Source organism: Streptomyces sp. CB01201, from assembly GCF_002803085.1.
GTDB classification, from domain to species: Bacteria; Actinomycetota; Actinomycetes; order Streptomycetales; family Streptomycetaceae; genus Streptomyces; species Streptomyces hundungensis.
Genome location: NZ_NNBJ01000013.1, coordinates 219,153 through 234,815, shown reverse-complemented (window position 1 = coordinate 234,815; position 15,663 = coordinate 219,153). Strand labels below are relative to the sequence as shown.

Here is a 15,663-nt window from a genome sequence, read left to right as displayed (position 1 = left end):
CAGAACCGCGTTTGCCCGAAATAAAGACGCCTTCGCGGCGTCCGTCAACGGCTCGTGGGCGGGTTAGCCGCAGCCGCAGGAACGGCGCACGACGAGCCGCGAGGGGAACTGTTTGAGGCGTTCGCGGCGCGAGCCCGCGACCCGCAGCCCGTCGTCCAGGACCAGGTCCACCGCGGCCCGCGCCATGGCCGGCCGGTCGGAGGCGATCGTGGTCAGCGGCGGGTCGGTCAGGGCCGCTTCCTTGACGTCGTCGAAGCCGGCCACGGCCAGCTCGCCCGGCACGTCGATGCGCAGCTCGCGCGCGGCCCGCAGCACACCGATCGCCTGGTCGTCGGTCGAGCAGAAGATGGCGGGGGGCCGCTGGGGCCCGGCGAGGATCTCCAGGGCCACCTTGTAGGCGTCGTAGCGGTTGTACGGGGCCTGGAAGAGGCGGCCTTCGAGCGAGCGGCCGGACTCCAGCATGGCCCGGCGCCAGCCCTCGACGTGGTCGGCCACCGGGTCGCCGACGGCCGGGGTGGACTCGACCCCGCCGAGGCAGGCGACGTACTCGTGGCCGTGTTCGAGCAGGTGGCGGGTGGCGAGCTGGGCGCCGCCGATGTCGTCGGTCACCACCGCCACGTCGTCGATCGCCTCGGGCCGCTCGTGCAGCAGCACCACCCGGGCGTCCCAGGCGTCGATCTCGGCCGCGGCCCGCTCGCTGGGACCCTGGCTGACCAGGATCAGCCCGGCGACCCGCATGCCGAGGAAGGCCCGCAGGTAGTGGACCTCGCGGTCGTCGACGTAGTCGGAGTTGCCGACCAGGACCATTTTTCCGCGCTCGGACGCGGCCTGTTCGACGGCGTGCGCCATCTCCGCGAAGAACGGCTGGCGCGCGTCCGGGACGATCATTCCTATGAGGTCGGTACGCCGCGACGCCATGGCCTGGGCGACCCGGTCCGGCCGGTACCCCAGCTCCTTGATCGCGGCGAGGACACGCTCGCGCGTGGCCGGGGCGACCGGCCGGGGTCCGTTGTTGATGACATAGCTGACGACGGCGGTCGAAGTACCCGCAAGTCGTGCCACGTCGTCCCGCGTCACCTTGGCCACGCGCGGCAGTCTACGCGGGGTGACCCCCCTCTGGGCAGGGCGTATCGCAGGTCGTACCCCAGGTGTGATCTACCGTCCGGGCTACGGCTTCGCGGAGCGCGCCGCCGCTTCCTTCGTCTCGGCGGTGGCCGCCTCCACGACGGCCTTCGCCTTGGCGTCCTCGGCGGAGCGCTCGGGCTTCTCCGGGGTCACGAAGCGGTAGCCGACATTGCGCACGGTGCCGATCAGCGACTCGTGCTCGGGGCCGAGCTTGGCCCGCAGCCGCCGTACGTGGACGTCGACCGTGCGGGTGCCGCCGAAGTAGTCGTAGCCCCAGACCTCCTGGAGCAGCTGGGCGCGCGTGAAGACCCGGCCCGGGTGCTGGGCGAGGTACTTGAGCAGCTCGAACTCCTTGAAGGTCAGGTCCAGGACCCGCCCCTTGAGCTTCGCGCTGTACGTGGCCTCGTCGACCGACAGGTCGCCGTTGCGGATCTCCATGGGGGAGTCGTCCGAGACGGCCTGCGCGCGACCGGTCGCGAGCCGCAGCCGGGCCTCGACCTCGGCGGGGCCCGCGGTGTCGAGCAGGACGTCGTCGATGCCCCAGTCGGCGGTGACGGCGGCCAGTCCGCCCTCGGTCACGACCAGCACCAGCGGACAGCCCGGTCCGGTGGAGCGCAGGAGCTGGCACAGCGACCGCACGTGGGGCAGGTCGCGGCGGCCGTCGATCAGGATGACGTCGGCACCGGGGGTGTCGACGAGGGCCGGGCCCTCGGCGGGGGCGACCCGCACGCTGTGCAGGAGCAGTCCGAGGGCGGGGAGCACCTCCGTCGACGGCTGGAGGGCGTTGGTGAGGAGCAGCAAGGAGCTCATCGGGCTCCACCTGCCCAGGTAGTCCGCTTCGTATCGTGCACGGTTGGCTCGCCCATGACGTCGGTTCCTCCTGCTCGCTGAGAGCTCGGGGGCGTTGCGGCACTGCTTCGTACGTCCTGCGTAATGCGTAATGCGTTCTGCGTTTTTCGTTCTGTGCTCGTTCCGCTCCCGGTCCCGGGCCCGCACGCACGGCCCGAGGCCTGTGTGAGCGTTTGTTCACCCGTCCGTAACAACGACCGGGAAACACAAAAGGACCCGGGGGCTTCGGTGCCCGGATCCTCTGCCAAGCAGAATAGCCCACATGAATGCCGAGGCAGATGATCGATTTCACACTTCCGCTGTTTCCTCGATCACTCCCGGCCTCCGGCGCGCAACCCTGTGTACGACCGACGGTGTCCGGATCGAGGCGGTTCACACCCCCTGTGTGCAGGGTCACGTCGATACCGCGATCGTGGTCGCGCACGGCTTCACGGGCTCGGCCGACCGGCCCGCCGTACGCCGGGCCGCGGGGGTGTTCGCGCAGTACGCGGGCGTGATCACCTTCTCGTTCCGCGGGCACGGCAAGTCCGGCGGCCGCTCGACGGTCGGCGACCGCGAGGTGCTCGACCTGGCGGCGGCAGTGGAGTGGGCGAGATCACTCGGGTACGCGCGGGTGGTCACCGTCGGCTTCTCGATGGGCGGGTCCGTGGTGCTGCGGCACGCGGCGACCCACCGGGGGAGCGCGGTGAGGCGCACGGAAGCAGTGGCGGCGGTCAGCGCGCCCGCCCGCTGGTACTACCGGGGCACGGCCCCCATGCGGCGGGTGCACTGGCTGATCACCCGGCGCGCGGGCCGTCTGGTCGGCCGCCTGGGCTTCGCCACCCGGATCCACTCCGAGGACTGGGACCCGGTACCGCTCTCGCCCGTCGAGGCCGTCCCGCTGATCGCGCCGACCCCGCTGCTCATCGTCCACGGCGACCGCGACCCGTACTTCCCGGTGGACCATCCGCGCATGCTGGCGGCGGCCGGACCTGCGCGCTTGTGGCTGGAGCCGGGCATGGGGCACGCCGAGAACGCGGCCGGTGACGAGCTGCTCGGGCGGATCGCGAGCTGGCTCATCGCCGCGCGGCCCGCCGCGTAGCCCATCATGGAGGGCGACGAAAGGAGCCTGACCATGGCAGCGGGAACCATCCGCTTCTGGGCCGCGGCCAAGTCCGCGGCCGGTGTCGCAGAGGAGCCGTACGCGGCCCGGACGCTGGCCGAAGCCCTCGACGCGGTGCGCGAACGGCACCCCGGTGAGCTCACGCGCGTACTTCAGCGGTGTTCCTTCCTGGTCGACGGTGACCCCGTCGGCAAGCGGAAGCATGAGACCGTACGCCTTGCCGAGGGCGGCACGGTCGAGGTGCTCCCGCCGTTCGCAGGAGGGTGACCCCCACGTCATGAGCGAGCAGTACCCGTATCAGCAGCGGCCACAGGCCCAGCCCCCGTACGACCCGTACGACCAGTACGGGCAGCCCGTACAGCCCCAGCCCCAGTCCCAGCCGCCGTTCCCGCACGAGCCGTACCAGGACCACCAGCAGTACACGCAGACGTGGGAGGGGCAGACCTGGGACACCCAGTACCAGCCCACGATCCCGCCCGTGCAGCAGCAGCCGGTGCAGCAGCATCAGCCGGTGGATCCGTCCCCGCGCCGTGGGCGCCACGCGCAGCCCGCGCAGCCCATGCAGCCCGCGCAGCCCGAGCCGTCGTGGGAGGAGCGTCCCGTCGACCCGGCGTACGCGCCGCCGCGGCACGCGGGCGCCGAGGAGACGGCCTATCTGCCGCCGCAGCACGGCGCGGGTACGGCCTCCGTGCCGCTGCCGCCCGAGATGCCGATGGCCTCCGCGCCCGCTCCGGCCCCGGTCTACGAGCCCGCCACGCCCCCGGCCGCCGGGCCGGCCGCCGCATCCGCCTCGGGTCCGGCCTACAGCCCGCCCACCACGGTCGGCAACGCGCGGATCACCGACGCCCAGCGGGCCCGAGCGGAGGGCCGCTCGCCGGTCATCGCGCCCGGCATGCAGCCCGCGGCCATCACGGCGGTGCTCGGCCTGCTCCTCGCGGTGGCCGCGCCCATCGGCCCGTACGCCCTGGCCGTCCCGCTCGTCGCGCTCCAGGCGGTCACGGCGGCGGGCTGGTTCCGGCTCAACGGCATGTGGCCCGCCCGGCAGGGCATCGCGCTCGCCTTCGCGGGCGCGCTCGTCGCCGACGTGGCCCTGCTCGCCCTCGGCCGCGAGCACGCGCCGGCCGCGATCCTCGGCACGCTCGGCGTCTGGGTGCTGCTCACCCTGGTCCTCCAGCTCCGTTCGCACGCCGATCCCGACGAGCGGATGTACGGCCTGATGGCGACCGTCACCTCGGCGGCCCTCGCGGTCATGGCGGGCGGCTACCTCGCGGCGCCGCCGCACGCGGTGTCCGTCGGCGCGGCCGCGGTGGCCGTCGCGGTCCTCGCCCGCGCCCTGCCGCTGCCGTCGGCCGTCTCGGTGGCGGTCGCGCTGCTCGCGGCCGCGGGCTCCGGCATCGCGGTGGGCGGACTGACCGGCATCGGCGCGTCCGGCGCGCTGCTCGGCCTCGGGGCGGGCGCCTGCGCGCTGATCGGGCTGCGGGTCGCCTCGTACGACTACCCGTCCCGGTTCGTCCACATGACGGCGGGCGTGGCCCTGCCGCTCACCGCGGCGGTGCCCGCGCTGTATCTCATCGGCCGGGCGGTGGCTTAGGGAACCGCGGCTGGTGTCGTGATCGTCTTTCGAAGGCGTCGGTTCTTCCGTTCGTCTGCTTCTGACGTTTCTGATCAATGAGTCCATGGCCGAGTGGCGGCCGACTGGTGGGGGACACGTAGGCAATGCGCGCACTGCGAATACTTCTGGTCATCGCGATCGTTCTCGGCGGAATCTTCGTCGCCGTGGACCGCATCGCGGTGAACGTCGCCGAGTCGAAGACGGCCGACAAGATCAAGAGCAGCCAGCGGCTCGGCTCGACGCCCGACGTCGACATCAAGGGCTTCCCCTTCCTGACCCAGGTGCTCGGCAAGGAACTCGACGAGGTCGACGTCTCCCTCTCCGGGGTCACCGCCACCGCCGGGGGCCACTCGGTGAACGTCACCGAGGTGACGGCCGAGCTGTACGCGGTGAAGATCGACAGCTCCTTCTCGTCGGCGGTGGCGGGCCGGGCCGACGGGGCGGCGAACATCTCGTACGCGGACCTCTCCAAGGCCGCGCCCAAGGGGGCGACGGTCGGTTACGCCGGGCCGGAGCGGGCCGCCAAGGGCCAGGTCAAGGTGTCGGGCCCGCTCACCGACCTCATCGAGGGCCAGGGCGTCACGCTGCCGGCGGCGGTGAAGGCGCTGCTCCAGGGGCGTACGGTCTCGGCCTACAGCACGGTCGGTCTGAACGCGGCGGGTTCGGTGCAGCTTCGGGCGGAGTCGCTGCCGGCGTTGCCCGTGCCGGGGTTCGATGCGCGGTTGCGCAAGGCGGTCGACTACGACCTGAAGATCGACGGCATGCCGTCGAGCATCAAGCTCAGCAAGGTCACGGCGTCTGAGTCGGGCCTCCGCTTCTCGGGCGAGGGCAAGGAAGTCCGCCTGGCGGGCTGAGCACCTGGGTCTCCGCCCCTGGCCCCGGTCCCCGCTTCTTCGCCTGCGGGCCGCGGGGGCCGTTCGCGCAGTTCCCCGCGCCCCTGGGTCCGTTTTGAGCTGCGGACCGTGCCCGCTTCTTGCGTAGTTCCCCGCGCCCCTGGGTGCGTTTTGAGCTGCGGACCGTGCCCGCTTCTTGCGTAGTTCCCCGCGCCCCTGGGTCCGTTTGAGCTGCGGACCGTGCGTGGTTGCTCGCGCAGTTCCCCGCGCCCCCAACCCCGTTTTTGTCCGCGGGTCGTGGTCGCTTCTCGCGCAGTTCCTCGCGCCCCTGTAGGTGGCCCCGAATGCCTCGGTGCTGGCCGGCATCGGCATCTTCAGCCCGTCCGGCGTTTGAGGACGAGCGCCGTTCAGGCGCGAACGGGGGTGCAGGGGGCGGAGCCCCTTGCGGGGGTCGAGGGGCGCAGCCCCTCAGGGGGTCTGGGGCGGAGCCCCAGGGGCTGAACCCTGCGGCGCGCCGCACGGGCGGGAGGGTGGGCAAACCCCGCCCCCAGCAGCGCACGGCCCGCATGCTGAGACACCCCCGTCCGCAGGACAGGCGCGGGGCCGGGCAAAGCCCGCCGCGGCCGAGCCGGAGGAGACTTCGCAGGCCCGCGCGTATCAGTATGCGGATGATCGAGTCTCAGCATGCGACACACCGGTGACACGCCCCACTCCCCCTCCCTACGATCGGACGCATGAAGCGACAGGCGGACCTCACGAAGCGGCGGGCAGTAGACCTGTGCCGCGTCGCCGCCATGCTCTGTCGCCCCTTCTGAGCGGGACGCTCGCACTCCCGCATTCCCCGGGCCCCTCGGCCGTACCCAGGCCCCCAGGCCCACCCCTCGTGCCGCCGTACGCGCCCCGCACCCCCGCACCCGCAGCCGTGCGAAGCCGCCGTCGCCGAGGCCGCGTACCCGCACACCGCACCGCCCCCGCAGACTGCCCCGGAGGAGAAGAACATGAGCCGCAGTGACGTCCTGGTAGACGCCGACTGGGTCGAGGCCCACATCGAGGACCCGAAGGTCGCCATCGTCGAGGTCGACGAGGACACCTCGGCCTACGAGAAGAACCACATCAAGAACGCGATCCGGATCGACTGGACGAAGGACCTCCAGGACCCGGTCCGCCGCGACTTCATCGACCAGGAGGGCTTCGAGAAGCTCCTCTCCGCGAAGGGCATCGCGAACGACACCACCGTCGTCCTGTACGGCGGCAACAACAACTGGTTCGCCTCGTACGCCTTCTGGTACTTCAAGCTCTACGGCCACCAGGACGTGAAGCTCCTCGACGGCGGCCGCAAGAAGTGGGAGCTGGACTCCCGCGACCTCGTGGACGGCGACCAGGTCCCCAGCCGCCCGGCCACCCAGTACAAGGCCAAGCCCCAGGACGCCTCGATCCGCGCCTTCCGCGACGACGTCGTCAACGCGATCGGCTCCAAGAACCTCGTCGACGTGCGCTCGCCCGACGAGTTCTCCGGCAAGCTGCTCGCCCCGGCCCACCTCCCGCAGGAGCAGTCGCAGCGCCCGGGCCACGTCCCGTCCGCGCGCAACATCCCGTGGTCGAAGAACGCCAACGACGACGGCACGTTCAAGTCGGACGACGAGCTCAAGGCCCTGTACGAGGACGAGCAGGTCGACCTCGCGAAGGACACCATCGCGTACTGCCGCATCGGCGAGCGTTCGGCGCTGACCTGGTTCGTGCTGCACGAGCTGCTCGGCCAGGAGAACGTCAAGAACTACGACGGCTCGTGGACCGAGTACGGCTCCCTCGTCGGCGTGCCGATCGAGCTCGGCGCCAACAAGTAACCCGCGCAGCCCGCTCAGCCCCCAGCACCCGGACCGTAGACCGTAGACCGTAAGGAAGAACCCATGTGTGGAGCGAAGGCCGGCGGCCCCGACGCCTCGACGATCAAGCCCGGTGAGACCACGATCCAGGGCCAGGTGACCCGCGACGGCGAGCCCGTCACCGGTTACGTGCGCCTGCTGGACTCGACGGGCGAGTTCACCGCCGAGGTCCCGACCTCGGCCACCGGACAGTTCCGCTTCTACGCGGCCGAGGGCACGTGGACCGTGCGCGCCCTGGTGCCGGGCGGCAGCGCGGACCGTACGGTCGTCGCCCAGACCGGTGGCCTCGCCGAGGTCGCCATCGCCGTCTGACCGGCGGCAGCACGCAGTACCGGCCGGAGGGCCGCACCCCGGGGGTTGGACGCCTTGGAATGGGGTGCGGCCCTTCGCGCCGTCCGGCCTGCCCCGGCCCGCTCTCTTACCGGCCTCTTCCCGTATCCGGCTCGGCTCCCCGGTCGTACGCTGGATGCATGTTGGCCCGACGTCGGCGCGGCTATTTCTGGATGATGGGCGGCTGCATCCTGCTCTTCGTGTCCGCCTGGGGATTCGTGCGCCTGTGGTCGATTCCGGTGGCGGTCGGGATGTGCGTCGTCGCCATGGTGATCCCGCCGATCGCCGCGATGGTCGCCAACCGGCGCGGCCCCGACGACCGCTGGTGGGACGACCCCTCGGGCGACCCCAAGTCCGACGAGTGGTGGGACGAGCTGGACGGCAAGAAGCGCCGCCCCTAGCCCGCGGCGGCTGCCCTCGCCCGCCCCTCGCCGGTCAGTACACGAGCGCCTGTACGCCGTCCGCCATGATCTCCTGCACGAAGACCTGAGCCCCCGCGATCCGTACGCCCTCCAGGACGTCCTGCTCCGTGATCTCCCGCCGGGTCGCGCACTGCGTGCACAGCGTGATCCGGCCGCCCGCCTGCACCGACGCGATGAGGTCCGGCAGCGGCGCGGCATGGGGGAGGGTGAACTCGGCGGCCCGGCCCGGCAGGGCGAACCAGGACGATTCGCCGGTCAGCCAGAGCGAGACCTCGACCCCGCTGGCCACGGCCACCGCCGCCACCGTGAAGGCCTGCGAGCACCGCTCGGGTGCGTCGGCACCTGCGGTCACCTTGATCACGAGCTTCTTGTTCGGCATATGCGGAACTGTAATCCGCCGGGTCACGACCGGAGTTCGGCGCCGGCCGCCGGGTCTCCGGTACGCACGAGGCCGCCGCGGTCCCCTTCCACCGGACGACCGTCCTCCAGGAGCAGCTCCTGGAGGACGGTCCGCCCGTACGCGGGGCGCGCCACCGGCGGCGTACCTCACCGAGAGGGCCGGCCCCCCACCCATTAGGCTGGGGGCCGGCCCTGACCGCCCCTACACCCGCTCATGCGAGGAGCCCCCCGTGCTTGAGGCTGTTTTCTCCACCCTCCTTGTCCTGGTCTGCGTCGGCGTCCTCGCCTTCGCCGGTCTGACCGTCAAGAAGCTGTACCAGGGTCAGCGCTAACCCCGACCGCAACGAAGAGATCGCAGCCTCATGATCGAGATTCCGTCCGACCTCCACCCCGACCTGGTCCCCCTGGTCTTCCTCCTCGGTACGTGGGAGGGCGCCGGCGTGACCGACTTCCCGGGCGCCGAGAAGGCGAACTTCGGGCAGTCCGTGACCTTCTCCCACGACGGCCGTGACTTCCTGGAGTACGTCTCGCACTCCTGGATCCTGGACGCCGAGGGCAACAAGGTGAAGCCGCTGGAGTCCGAGTCGGGCTACTGGCGCATCGACAAGGACCGCAAGGTCGAGGTCGTCATGGTCCGTGACCAGGGCATCGTCGAGATCTGGTACGGCGAGCTCGCCCACCAGAAGCCGCAGATCGACCTGGTCACCGACGCCGTCGCCCGCACCGCGGCCTCCGGACCGTACACGGGTGGCAAGCGGCTGTACGGCTACGTGAAGAGCGATCTGATGTGGGTCGGCGAGAAGGCGACCCCCGAGGTCGAGCTGCGCCCCTACATGTCGGCGCACCTGAAGAAGGTCGTCACCCCGGAAGAGGTGGCGGACATGGCCCGTGGCCTCGGCGACCTCCCGGACGACGGCATCGCCTTCTTCAAGTAGGCCCGCTTCCGGAAGCCGGGCGTCCTTCGCCCCTGGGAGTCGCCGCACTCCCTCCTACACTGGGAGCGTGGTGACCACCGACTGGCAGAGCGACCTCCGCAGGCGCGGGTACCGCCTGACCCCCCAGCGACAGCTCGTCCTGGAGGCCGTCGACGTGCTCGAACACGCGACGCCCGACGACATCCTCACCGAGGTGCGGAAGACGGCGGGCGGCGTGAACATCTCGACCGTGTACCGGACCCTGGAGCTCCTGGAGGAGCTGGGTCTGGTCTCGCACGCGCATCTGGGCCACGGCGCCCCGACGTACCACCTGGCCGACCGGCACCACCACATCCACCTGGTGTGCCGGGACTGCACCACGGTGATCGAAGCGGACGTGTCGGAGGCCGCGGACTTCACCGCGAAGCTCCGGGACACCTTCGGCTTCGAGACGGACATGAAGCACTTCGCCATCTTCGGCCGCTGCGCGGACTGCGCAAAGAAGGCTTCAAGCGCCGAGTCGTAGGCTTGCCCGCATGAAGAGCCCTCTGCTGTCCCAGGCCGGCGCCGTCCCCGCCGAAGGGCGCGACGAAGGAGTCGCGGCGCACTACGGCGATCTGTTCCGCGAGCAGCGCGCGCTCGCCGGCGGAACCGGTCTCGTCGACCTCTCGCACCGCGGAGTCGTCACCGTCACCGGCGACGACCGGCTGAGCTGGCTGCACCTGCTGCTGACCCAGCACGTCAGCGAGCTGCCCGTCGGGCAGGCCACCGAGGCACTGGTCCTCTCCGCGAACGGACACGTCGAGCACGCCCTGTACCTCGTCGACGACGGCACCACGGTGTGGATCCACGTCGAGCCCGACACCCAGGGCGAGCTGATCGCGTACCTGGAGTCGATGAAGTTCTTCTACCGGGTCGAAGTGGCCGACCGCACCGAGGAGTTCGCGGTCGTACACCTGCCGGCCGGGTCCATCGCCGAGGTGCCGGACGGGGTGGTCGTGCGCGAGACGGCGTACGGCCGTGATCTGTTCCTGCCGCGCGCCGACCTGGAGACGTACGCGGCGCAGGCGGGCCCGCTCGTCGGCATCCTGGCGTACGAGGCCCTCCGGGTCGAGGCGCACCGGCCCCGGCTCGGCTTCGAGACCGACCACCGCACGATCCCGCACGAGGTGGGCTGGATCGGCCCGGCCGTGCACCTCCAGAAGGGCTGCTACCGGGGCCAGGAGACGGTCGCCCGCGTCCACAACCTGGGGAAGCCGCCGCGGCGCCTGGTCTTCCTGCACCTGGACGGCAGCGAGGTGCTGCTTCCCGGGCACGGCACTCCGGTGCGGCTCGCGGCCGACGGTGCCGAGGGCCGCCAGCTCGGCTTCATCACGACCTCGGCCCGCCACCACGAGCTGGGCCCGATCGCCCTGGCCCTGGTGAAGCGGAACGTGCCGGTCGACGCGCCCCTCCTGGCGGGGAACACGGCCGCGGCGCAGGAGGTCGTGGTCGAGCCGTAGGCGACGCCGGGCCCGGGTCTCAGACCTCGATCTGGAGCGTGAACGGGCCGTGGTTGGTGAGGGACACCCGCATGTCCGCGCCGAACCGGCCCGTCTCCACCAGGGCGCCGAGCGCCCGCAGTTGGGCCACCACCTCGTCGACGAGGGGCTCGGCCACCTCGCCGGGGGCGGCCGCGTTCCACGTGGGGCGGCGGCCCTTGCGAGCGTCCCCGTAGAGAGTGAACTGCGAAATCACCAGCAAGGGCGCATTCACGTCCGAGCAGGACTTCTCGCCCTCAAGGATGCGAACCGACCACAACTTGCGGGCGAGCTGGGCCGCCTTGTCCGGATCGTCCCCGTGGGTGACCCCGACCAGGACACAGAGGCCCTCGCCCTCGATCTCGCCGACCGTCTCACCGTCCACGACGACCTGTGCGCCGTCGACCCTCTGCACCACCGCTCGCATGCGCCCCAACCTATGCCAACGGCACGGCCGAATTCCGAGCGGCTGAACGGGTGCAGTGCACCTGCACGTGCCGTACCCGGAGTGGCACGATGCGTACAGGCGGTGCTTCCCCTGGGTCCCCTGGGCCGGGGGAGACCCCATGCACCGGTCGAGGGGACGAAAAAGCATGAGCACATCAGGCGCCGGGCAGCCGTCCGGTCCCGTATCGCTGACCCGGACCAACCCGCGTACCGCCGTGCGCCCGCCCGTGCAGCGAGCGGGCGGCACTCTGCCGCCCCAGCGCGAACACGACCTGGCCGCGCTCCGGCTGGCCGAGCTGCGCACCCTGCGCCGCCAGTCGCAGCGCGACGAGGCCGACCTCAGCTATGTGCGGCGGCTGCTGCACGGCCGGATCGACATCCTGCGGGCCGAGCTGGCCCGGCGCACCGGGCCGCAGGCGCCGGTGGTGGAGCGGCTCGCCGAGATCCTCACCGACGCGCCGTCCTCGCACCGCGCCTCGGCCCGCCACGTCACGCTGTCGGCGCCGCGCAGCGAGGAGTACCGGCTGCTCGCCGCCGAGATGGACGCCGAGGTCGAGCTGTCGGACCTGGGCGCCCGAACGGACGACGAGCTGCACACCGCCACCGGGCGCCTCATCCGCTACGAGCAGCAGGTCTCGCGGCGCCGCAAGGAGGTCCAGCGCACCGCCGACGATTGCAGCGCGGAGATCGCCCGCAGGTACCGTGATGGGGAAGCGCAAGTAGACGATCTGCTCATGTGACCCGCTCGTATCGGAAGCGATCCCTCCGGGGCGGGTCACCCGCCCGGAAGGCCGCACCCCATGACCGCCGTGACGTCCCCGATACCCCCGGTCCTCGCCGAAGTCGTACGCTCCGGATTCGTCGAGGGCCATCATCGGGGCTCGCTGGTGGTGCTGGCGGCCGACGGCAGCGTCGAGTTCTCGCTGGGCGACCCGGCCGCGCCCGTCTTCCCCCGCTCGTCCAACAAGCCCATGCAGGCCGCCGCCGTGCTGCGGGCCGGTCTGGAGCTGTCCGGCGAGCGCCTGGCCATCGCCGCGGCCAGCCACTCGGGCGAGGGCTTCCACCTCGACCTCGTGCGCAAGATGCTGGCCGAGCACGGCCTGACCCCGGACGACCTCCAGACCCCGCCCGACCTGCCGCTCGACCCCGCCGAGGCCGAGGCGTACCTGGCCGCCGGGCACGTCCGTGAGCGGCTCACCATGAACTGCTCCGGCAAGCACGCGGCGATGCTCGCGGCCTGCAAGCTGAACGGCTGGGACCAGGGCACCTACCTCGACCCCGGCCACCCGTTGCAGCGGCTCGTCCTGGAGTCCGTCGAGTCGGCCGCCGGCGAGCGGGTCGCCTCGGTCGGCACGGACGGCTGCGGGGCGCCGCTCATGGCGATCAGCCTCACCGGTCTCGCGCGCGCCTTCCGCACCTTCGCGACGGCGGACGCGGGCACGGTCGAGGGCCGGGTGGCCGAGGCCATGCGCGCCCACCCCGAGTACGTGGCCGGCACCCGGCGGCCCGACACCTGGCTGATGCGCGAGGTGCCCGGCACCCTGTCGAAGATGGGCGCCGAGGCGGTGCAGGCGGTGGCCCTCGCCGACGGCCGGGCGCTCGCCTTCAAGGTCGACGACGGCGCGATCCGCGCGCTCGGCCCGATCCTGGCCCGTGCGCTCCGGCAGCTGGGCATCGAGGGTCCGGTCGTGGACCGCATCGGCCGGGCGCCGCTGTTGGGCGGGGCCGCGGAGGTCGGCGAAATACGGGCGACATTCTGAGCCCGACCGGCCTAGCGTGGCCGCCATGAGCACTCCGGCCAAGCCCGCCATCGAGGTCCGTACCGTCGCCGACGACGAGTTCACCGACTGGATGGGGGCGGTCAATGTGGGATTCCTTCGGCCGCCCGCGGCGGACGAGGAGTACGTGCGGGGTCTGCAGGCCAACAGCGAACTGGGCCGGATCCAGGGCGCCTTCGACGGCGGCCGGTGCGTGGCCACGTTCCGCTCCTTCGCGCAGGAGCTGACCACGGTCGGCGGCGCCGCGCTGCCGGTGAGCGCGGTCAGCGGTGTCACCGTCACGCCCACCCACCGCCGGCGCGGCCTGCTCACCCGGATGATGGCGGCCGAGCTGGCGGCGGCCAAGGAGCGCGGCGAGGTCGCGTCCACGCTGATCGCCGCCGAGTACCCGATCTACGGCCGCTACGGGTACGGCCCGGCGTCCCACATCACCGAGTGGGAGATCGACACGGCCCGCGCCGGGCTCGACCCGCGCTGGGCGGCCCCGGCCGACGGCGGCAGCATCGAACTCGTGGATATGGCCGAGGCCGCCAAGCTCGGCGCCGAGGTGTTCGAACGTTTTCGGCCGACCCGGCACGGGGCGATCAGCCGCGACCGGCGCTGGTGGGACCTGACGACCGGAGTGGCCCGCCGCTACGAGCCCTGGACCGAGCCGTTCTTCGCGGTGTACCGCACCGCCGACGGCGCCCCGGCCGGGTTCGCCGGCTACCGCGCCGACGACAGGTGGAGCGACGCCAAGCTGCCGGAGAACACGGCGACGGTGGCGGACCTGATCGCCCTCACCCCCGAGGCCGAGCGCGCGCTGTGGCACTACCTGTGCTCCATCGACTGGATCCGCACGGTGCGCACCGGCCGCCGCGCTCCCGACGACCTGCTGCCGCAGTACTTCCCGAACCCGCGCGCGGCCAGGATCGTCACCCACTCCGACTATCTGTGGCTGCGGCTGCTCGACGTCGTACGGGTCCTGGAGGCACGCACCTACGCCGCCGAGGGCACGCTGGTCCTTGAGGTCGTGGACCCCGCGGGCCTCGCGGCGGGCCGCTTCCTGCTGGAGGCGGGCCCGGCGGGAGCCCGCTGCACCTCTACCACCCGGACCGCCGAACTGACCCTGGACGTAAGGGAGTTGGCCTCCCTCTACCTCGGCGACGAGTCGGCGCGGCGGCTGCTCGCGCTCGGCCGGGCGGCCGAGGAGAGGGCGGGGGCGGCGGCGCGCACGGACGAGTTGTTCCGCACGGCCGGCCGCCCCTGGTGCCCCGACATGTTCTGACCCCCACCCCCGTGGGGGATCGGAACCGTGCCGGGCGTTCACGGGGTCACGGCTTGAGCAGCACCTTTCCGACCAGGGCGCGGCTCTCGATGGCCCGGTGCGCGTCTGCGGCGCGGGCCAGCGGGAACACCTCGCCGATCACCGGCCGCAGCCGGCCGGCCGCCGCCTCCTGGAGCACCCGGCCGAGCAGCTCGCGGCGGCGCTCCGGCGTCAGCTGTACGTCGCCGATGCCGAGCAGGGTGATGCCGCGCCGCTCGGCCTGCGCCGGGTCGACGGCCGCGAACCCGGTGCCGCTGGGGGCGCCGTGTGCGGAGAAGCGACCGCCGTCGGCGGTCAACGGGAAAGCCGAAAGCCCGAGTTGGCCGCCGACTCCGTCCAGAACGAGATCGGCGCCGCTTTCGCCCAGCGCCGCGCGGGCCTGCCGGCCCCACCCCGAATCCGCCGCGTCGACGACATGGTCGGCCCCCAACTCCCTTACCAGCGAGGTCTTTTCGGGCCCACGGGCCACACCCACCACCCGGGCGCCGAGCGCGTGGGCGAACTGGACGAGCAGGGTGCCCATGCCGCCCGAGGCGCCGGTGATCAGGACGGTCTCGCCCGGCTTGAGCGCGGTGGTGTCGAGGAGCGCGAGGGCGGTGACGCCGTCGTGCACCAGGGCGGCCGCCTCGCGCGGACCGACGCCGTCGGGCACGGGGGAGAGGTGGGTGGCCGGGACCTTCACGAACTCCGCGTAGGTGTCGTCCGCGCCGGACACCGCCACCCGGCGGCCGACCAGGCCCGTGTCGACACCCGGGCCGACGGCGGTGACCGTGCCGGAGACACCGCCGCCGGGCACGTAAGGGGGCTTGGCGTCGAAGTACTCGCCGAAGGCTCCCGCGCGGATCTGGGTCTGCACGAAGAGGGTGTCGATGTGGTCGACGGCCACCACGGCCTCGCCCTCCCCGGCGAGCGGGTCCGGCGCGCTCGCCGTCACCAGTACCTCGGGCCCGCCGAATTCCTGGACCTGTGCCACACGCATGTCGATCACTGCTCCAACCCGTTGTCCGCGCCGGGGCGCGGCCTGCGCTCGCTCTTGCCGCGGTAGCTGCTCTCGCTGCTCTCGCTGCTCGTACGGTGAGTGTTCGGCCTCAAGTGCGCTTGAGGTCAAGGACGGCTGGGCGGCCCGTACTGGACGGCCGGCGG

At 72.1% G+C, this 15,663-nt stretch carries 20 protein-coding genes; 14 read left to right on the top strand and 6 right to left on the bottom strand.

What is annotated here, in order from left to right; all coding sequences use genetic code 11:
• Positions 1 to 63: 63 nt before the first annotated feature.
• Together CG740_RS26775 and CG740_RS26770 are read right to left on the bottom strand one after the other, a co-directional pair.
• Positions 64 to 1,086 (bottom strand): LacI family DNA-binding transcriptional regulator, encoded by a 1,023-nt coding sequence (locus tag CG740_RS26775; RefSeq protein WP_100577818.1) that lies wholly within the window; start codon positions 1,084 to 1,086, stop codon positions 64 to 66.
• A gap of 81 nt (positions 1,087 to 1,167) precedes the next feature.
• Complete coding sequence (locus CG740_RS26770; RefSeq protein ID WP_100577817.1) at positions 1,168 to 1,935, bottom strand: response regulator transcription factor; 768 nt, start codon at positions 1,933 to 1,935, stop codon at positions 1,168 to 1,170.
• Between the two features lie 301 nt (positions 1,936 to 2,236).
• Here CG740_RS26770 and CG740_RS26765 point away from each other — a divergent pair, with 301 nt between their 5' ends.
• The 8 genes from CG740_RS26765 (at position 2,237) to CG740_RS26735 (ending at position 8,135) form a co-directional block, all read left to right on the top strand.
• Positions 2,237 to 3,055 (top strand): alpha/beta hydrolase, encoded by an 819-nt coding sequence (locus tag CG740_RS26765; RefSeq protein WP_100577816.1) that lies wholly within the window; start codon positions 2,237 to 2,239, stop codon positions 3,053 to 3,055.
• Positions 3,056 to 3,088: 33 nt separating this feature from the next.
• Positions 3,089 to 3,343, top strand: a complete 255-nt coding sequence (locus CG740_RS26760) for a MoaD/ThiS family protein (RefSeq protein WP_100577815.1) — start codon at positions 3,089 to 3,091, stop codon at positions 3,341 to 3,343.
• A gap of 10 nt (positions 3,344 to 3,353) precedes the next feature.
• Positions 3,354 to 4,667 (top strand): hypothetical protein, encoded by a 1,314-nt coding sequence (locus tag CG740_RS26755; RefSeq protein ID WP_100577814.1) that lies wholly within the window; start codon positions 3,354 to 3,356, stop codon positions 4,665 to 4,667.
• A gap of 125 nt (positions 4,668 to 4,792) precedes the next feature.
• Complete coding sequence (locus CG740_RS26750) at positions 4,793 to 5,542, top strand: LmeA family phospholipid-binding protein (RefSeq protein ID WP_199846578.1); 750 nt, start codon at positions 4,793 to 4,795, stop codon at positions 5,540 to 5,542.
• Between the two features lie 713 nt (positions 5,543 to 6,255).
• On the top strand, positions 6,256 to 6,336 hold the full coding sequence (locus CG740_RS41955) for an Ms5788A family Cys-rich leader peptide (RefSeq protein WP_350751515.1): 81 nt from the start codon (positions 6,256 to 6,258) through the stop codon (positions 6,334 to 6,336).
• 183 nt (positions 6,337 to 6,519) lie between these two features.
• On the top strand, positions 6,520 to 7,365 hold the full coding sequence (locus CG740_RS26745) for a sulfurtransferase (RefSeq protein ID WP_100577813.1): 846 nt from the start codon (positions 6,520 to 6,522) through the stop codon (positions 7,363 to 7,365).
• 63 nt (positions 7,366 to 7,428) lie between these two features.
• Positions 7,429 to 7,716 (top strand): DUF1416 domain-containing protein, encoded by a 288-nt coding sequence (locus CG740_RS26740; RefSeq protein WP_030362227.1) that lies wholly within the window; start codon positions 7,429 to 7,431, stop codon positions 7,714 to 7,716.
• A 59-nt stretch (positions 7,717 to 7,775) separates the two neighbouring features.
• Positions 7,776 to 8,135 carry a DUF3099 domain-containing protein gene (locus CG740_RS26735; RefSeq protein WP_100577812.1) on the top strand — a complete coding sequence of 120 codons (360 nt, stop codon included), beginning with the start codon at positions 7,776 to 7,778 and terminating at the stop codon, positions 8,133 to 8,135.
• Positions 8,136 to 8,169: 34 nt separating this feature from the next.
• Here the strand turns inward: CG740_RS26735 and CG740_RS26730 are convergent, their stop codons facing one another.
• Complete coding sequence (locus CG740_RS26730) at positions 8,170 to 8,535, bottom strand: DsrE family protein (protein ID WP_100577811.1); 366 nt, start codon at positions 8,533 to 8,535, stop codon at positions 8,170 to 8,172.
• A gap of 23 nt (positions 8,536 to 8,558) precedes the next feature.
• The gene (locus CG740_RS41615; RefSeq protein ID WP_267895425.1) at positions 8,559 to 8,690 is read right to left on the bottom strand and encodes a hypothetical protein; all 132 of its coding nucleotides are present in this window, start codon (positions 8,688 to 8,690) and stop codon (positions 8,559 to 8,561) included.
• 227 nt (positions 8,691 to 8,917) lie between these two features.
• Here CG740_RS41615 and CG740_RS26720 point away from each other — a divergent pair, with 227 nt between their 5' ends.
• The 3 genes from CG740_RS26720 (at position 8,918) to ygfZ (ending at position 10,971) form a co-directional block, all read left to right on the top strand.
• Entirely contained in the window at positions 8,918 to 9,490 is a 573-nt protein-coding gene (locus CG740_RS26720) for an FABP family protein (RefSeq protein WP_100577809.1), read from the top strand.
• Positions 9,491 to 9,557: 67 nt separating this feature from the next.
• A complete protein-coding gene (locus CG740_RS26715) occupies positions 9,558 to 9,995 on the top strand; it encodes a Fur family transcriptional regulator (protein ID WP_100577808.1) in 438 nt (145 codons plus the stop codon).
• 10 nt (positions 9,996 to 10,005) lie between these two features.
• Positions 10,006 to 10,971, top strand: a complete 966-nt coding sequence (ygfZ, locus tag CG740_RS26710; RefSeq protein WP_100577807.1) for a CAF17-like 4Fe-4S cluster assembly/insertion protein YgfZ — start codon at positions 10,006 to 10,008, stop codon at positions 10,969 to 10,971.
• Between the two features lie 19 nt (positions 10,972 to 10,990).
• Here ygfZ and dtd read toward each other — a convergent pair whose 3' ends face one another.
• Complete coding sequence (gene dtd, locus CG740_RS26705; RefSeq protein ID WP_100577806.1) at positions 10,991 to 11,416, bottom strand: D-aminoacyl-tRNA deacylase; 426 nt, start codon at positions 11,414 to 11,416, stop codon at positions 10,991 to 10,993.
• Between the two features lie 166 nt (positions 11,417 to 11,582).
• Here dtd and CG740_RS26700 point away from each other — a divergent pair, with 166 nt between their 5' ends.
• The 3 genes from CG740_RS26700 to CG740_RS26690 are packed head-to-tail and all read left to right on the top strand — an operon-like array spanning position 11,583 to position 14,481.
• Positions 11,583 to 12,176, top strand: a complete 594-nt coding sequence (locus CG740_RS26700) for an RsiG family protein (RefSeq protein WP_100577805.1) — start codon at positions 11,583 to 11,585, stop codon at positions 12,174 to 12,176.
• Between the two features lie 60 nt (positions 12,177 to 12,236).
• Entirely contained in the window at positions 12,237 to 13,196 is a 960-nt protein-coding gene (locus tag CG740_RS26695; RefSeq protein ID WP_100577804.1) for an asparaginase, read from the top strand.
• Positions 13,197 to 13,221: 25 nt separating this feature from the next.
• The gene (locus CG740_RS26690; RefSeq protein WP_100577871.1) at positions 13,222 to 14,481 is read left to right on the top strand and encodes a GNAT family N-acetyltransferase; all 1,260 of its coding nucleotides are present in this window, start codon (positions 13,222 to 13,224) and stop codon (positions 14,479 to 14,481) included.
• A 46-nt stretch (positions 14,482 to 14,527) separates the two neighbouring features.
• On the opposite strand, the gene CG740_RS26685 is transcribed toward CG740_RS26690, so the two are convergent.
• The gene (locus CG740_RS26685; protein ID WP_100577870.1) at positions 14,528 to 15,499 is read right to left on the bottom strand and encodes a zinc-binding dehydrogenase; all 972 of its coding nucleotides are present in this window, start codon (positions 15,497 to 15,499) and stop codon (positions 14,528 to 14,530) included.
• Positions 15,500 to 15,663 lie beyond the last annotated feature (164 nt).

Bases quoted from the DNA above. Each gene is read 5' to 3' on its own strand.
- CG740_RS26735 (WP_100577812.1), top strand. From the start codon at position 7,776: ATGGGGTGCGGCCCTTCGCGCCGTCCGGCCTGCCCCGGCCCGCTCTCT.
- CG740_RS26740 (WP_030362227.1), top strand. From the start codon at position 7,429: ATGTGTGGAGCGAAGGCCGGCGGCCCCGACGCCTCGACGATCAAGCCC.
- CG740_RS26720 (WP_100577809.1), top strand. From the start codon at position 8,918: ATGATCGAGATTCCGTCCGACCTCCACCCCGACCTGGTCCCCCTGGTC.
- CG740_RS26750 (WP_199846578.1), top strand. From the start codon at position 4,793: ATGCGCGCACTGCGAATACTTCTGGTCATCGCGATCGTTCTCGGCGGA.
- CG740_RS26700 (WP_100577805.1), top strand. From the start codon at position 11,583: ATGAGCACATCAGGCGCCGGGCAGCCGTCCGGTCCCGTATCGCTGACC.
- CG740_RS26685 (WP_100577870.1), bottom strand. From the start codon at position 15,499: ATGCGTGTGGCACAGGTCCAGGAATTCGGCGGGCCCGAGGTACTGGTG.
- CG740_RS26760 (WP_100577815.1), top strand. From the start codon at position 3,089: ATGGCAGCGGGAACCATCCGCTTCTGGGCCGCGGCCAAGTCCGCGGCC.
- dtd (WP_100577806.1), bottom strand. From the start codon at position 11,416: ATGCGAGCGGTGGTGCAGAGGGTCGACGGCGCACAGGTCGTCGTGGAC.
- CG740_RS26730 (WP_100577811.1), bottom strand. From the start codon at position 8,535: ATGCCGAACAAGAAGCTCGTGATCAAGGTGACCGCAGGTGCCGACGCA.
- CG740_RS26690 (WP_100577871.1), top strand. From the start codon at position 13,222: ATGAGCACTCCGGCCAAGCCCGCCATCGAGGTCCGTACCGTCGCCGAC.
- CG740_RS26770 (WP_100577817.1), bottom strand. From the start codon at position 1,935: ATGAGCTCCTTGCTGCTCCTCACCAACGCCCTCCAGCCGTCGACGGAG.
- CG740_RS26745 (WP_100577813.1), top strand. From the start codon at position 6,520: ATGAGCCGCAGTGACGTCCTGGTAGACGCCGACTGGGTCGAGGCCCAC.
- CG740_RS26755 (WP_100577814.1), top strand. From the start codon at position 3,354: ATGAGCGAGCAGTACCCGTATCAGCAGCGGCCACAGGCCCAGCCCCCG.
- CG740_RS26695 (WP_100577804.1), top strand. From the start codon at position 12,237: ATGACCGCCGTGACGTCCCCGATACCCCCGGTCCTCGCCGAAGTCGTA.
- CG740_RS41955 (WP_350751515.1), top strand. From the start codon at position 6,256: ATGAAGCGACAGGCGGACCTCACGAAGCGGCGGGCAGTAGACCTGTGC.
- CG740_RS26765 (WP_100577816.1), top strand. From the start codon at position 2,237: ATGAATGCCGAGGCAGATGATCGATTTCACACTTCCGCTGTTTCCTCG.
- ygfZ (WP_100577807.1), top strand. From the start codon at position 10,006: ATGAAGAGCCCTCTGCTGTCCCAGGCCGGCGCCGTCCCCGCCGAAGGG.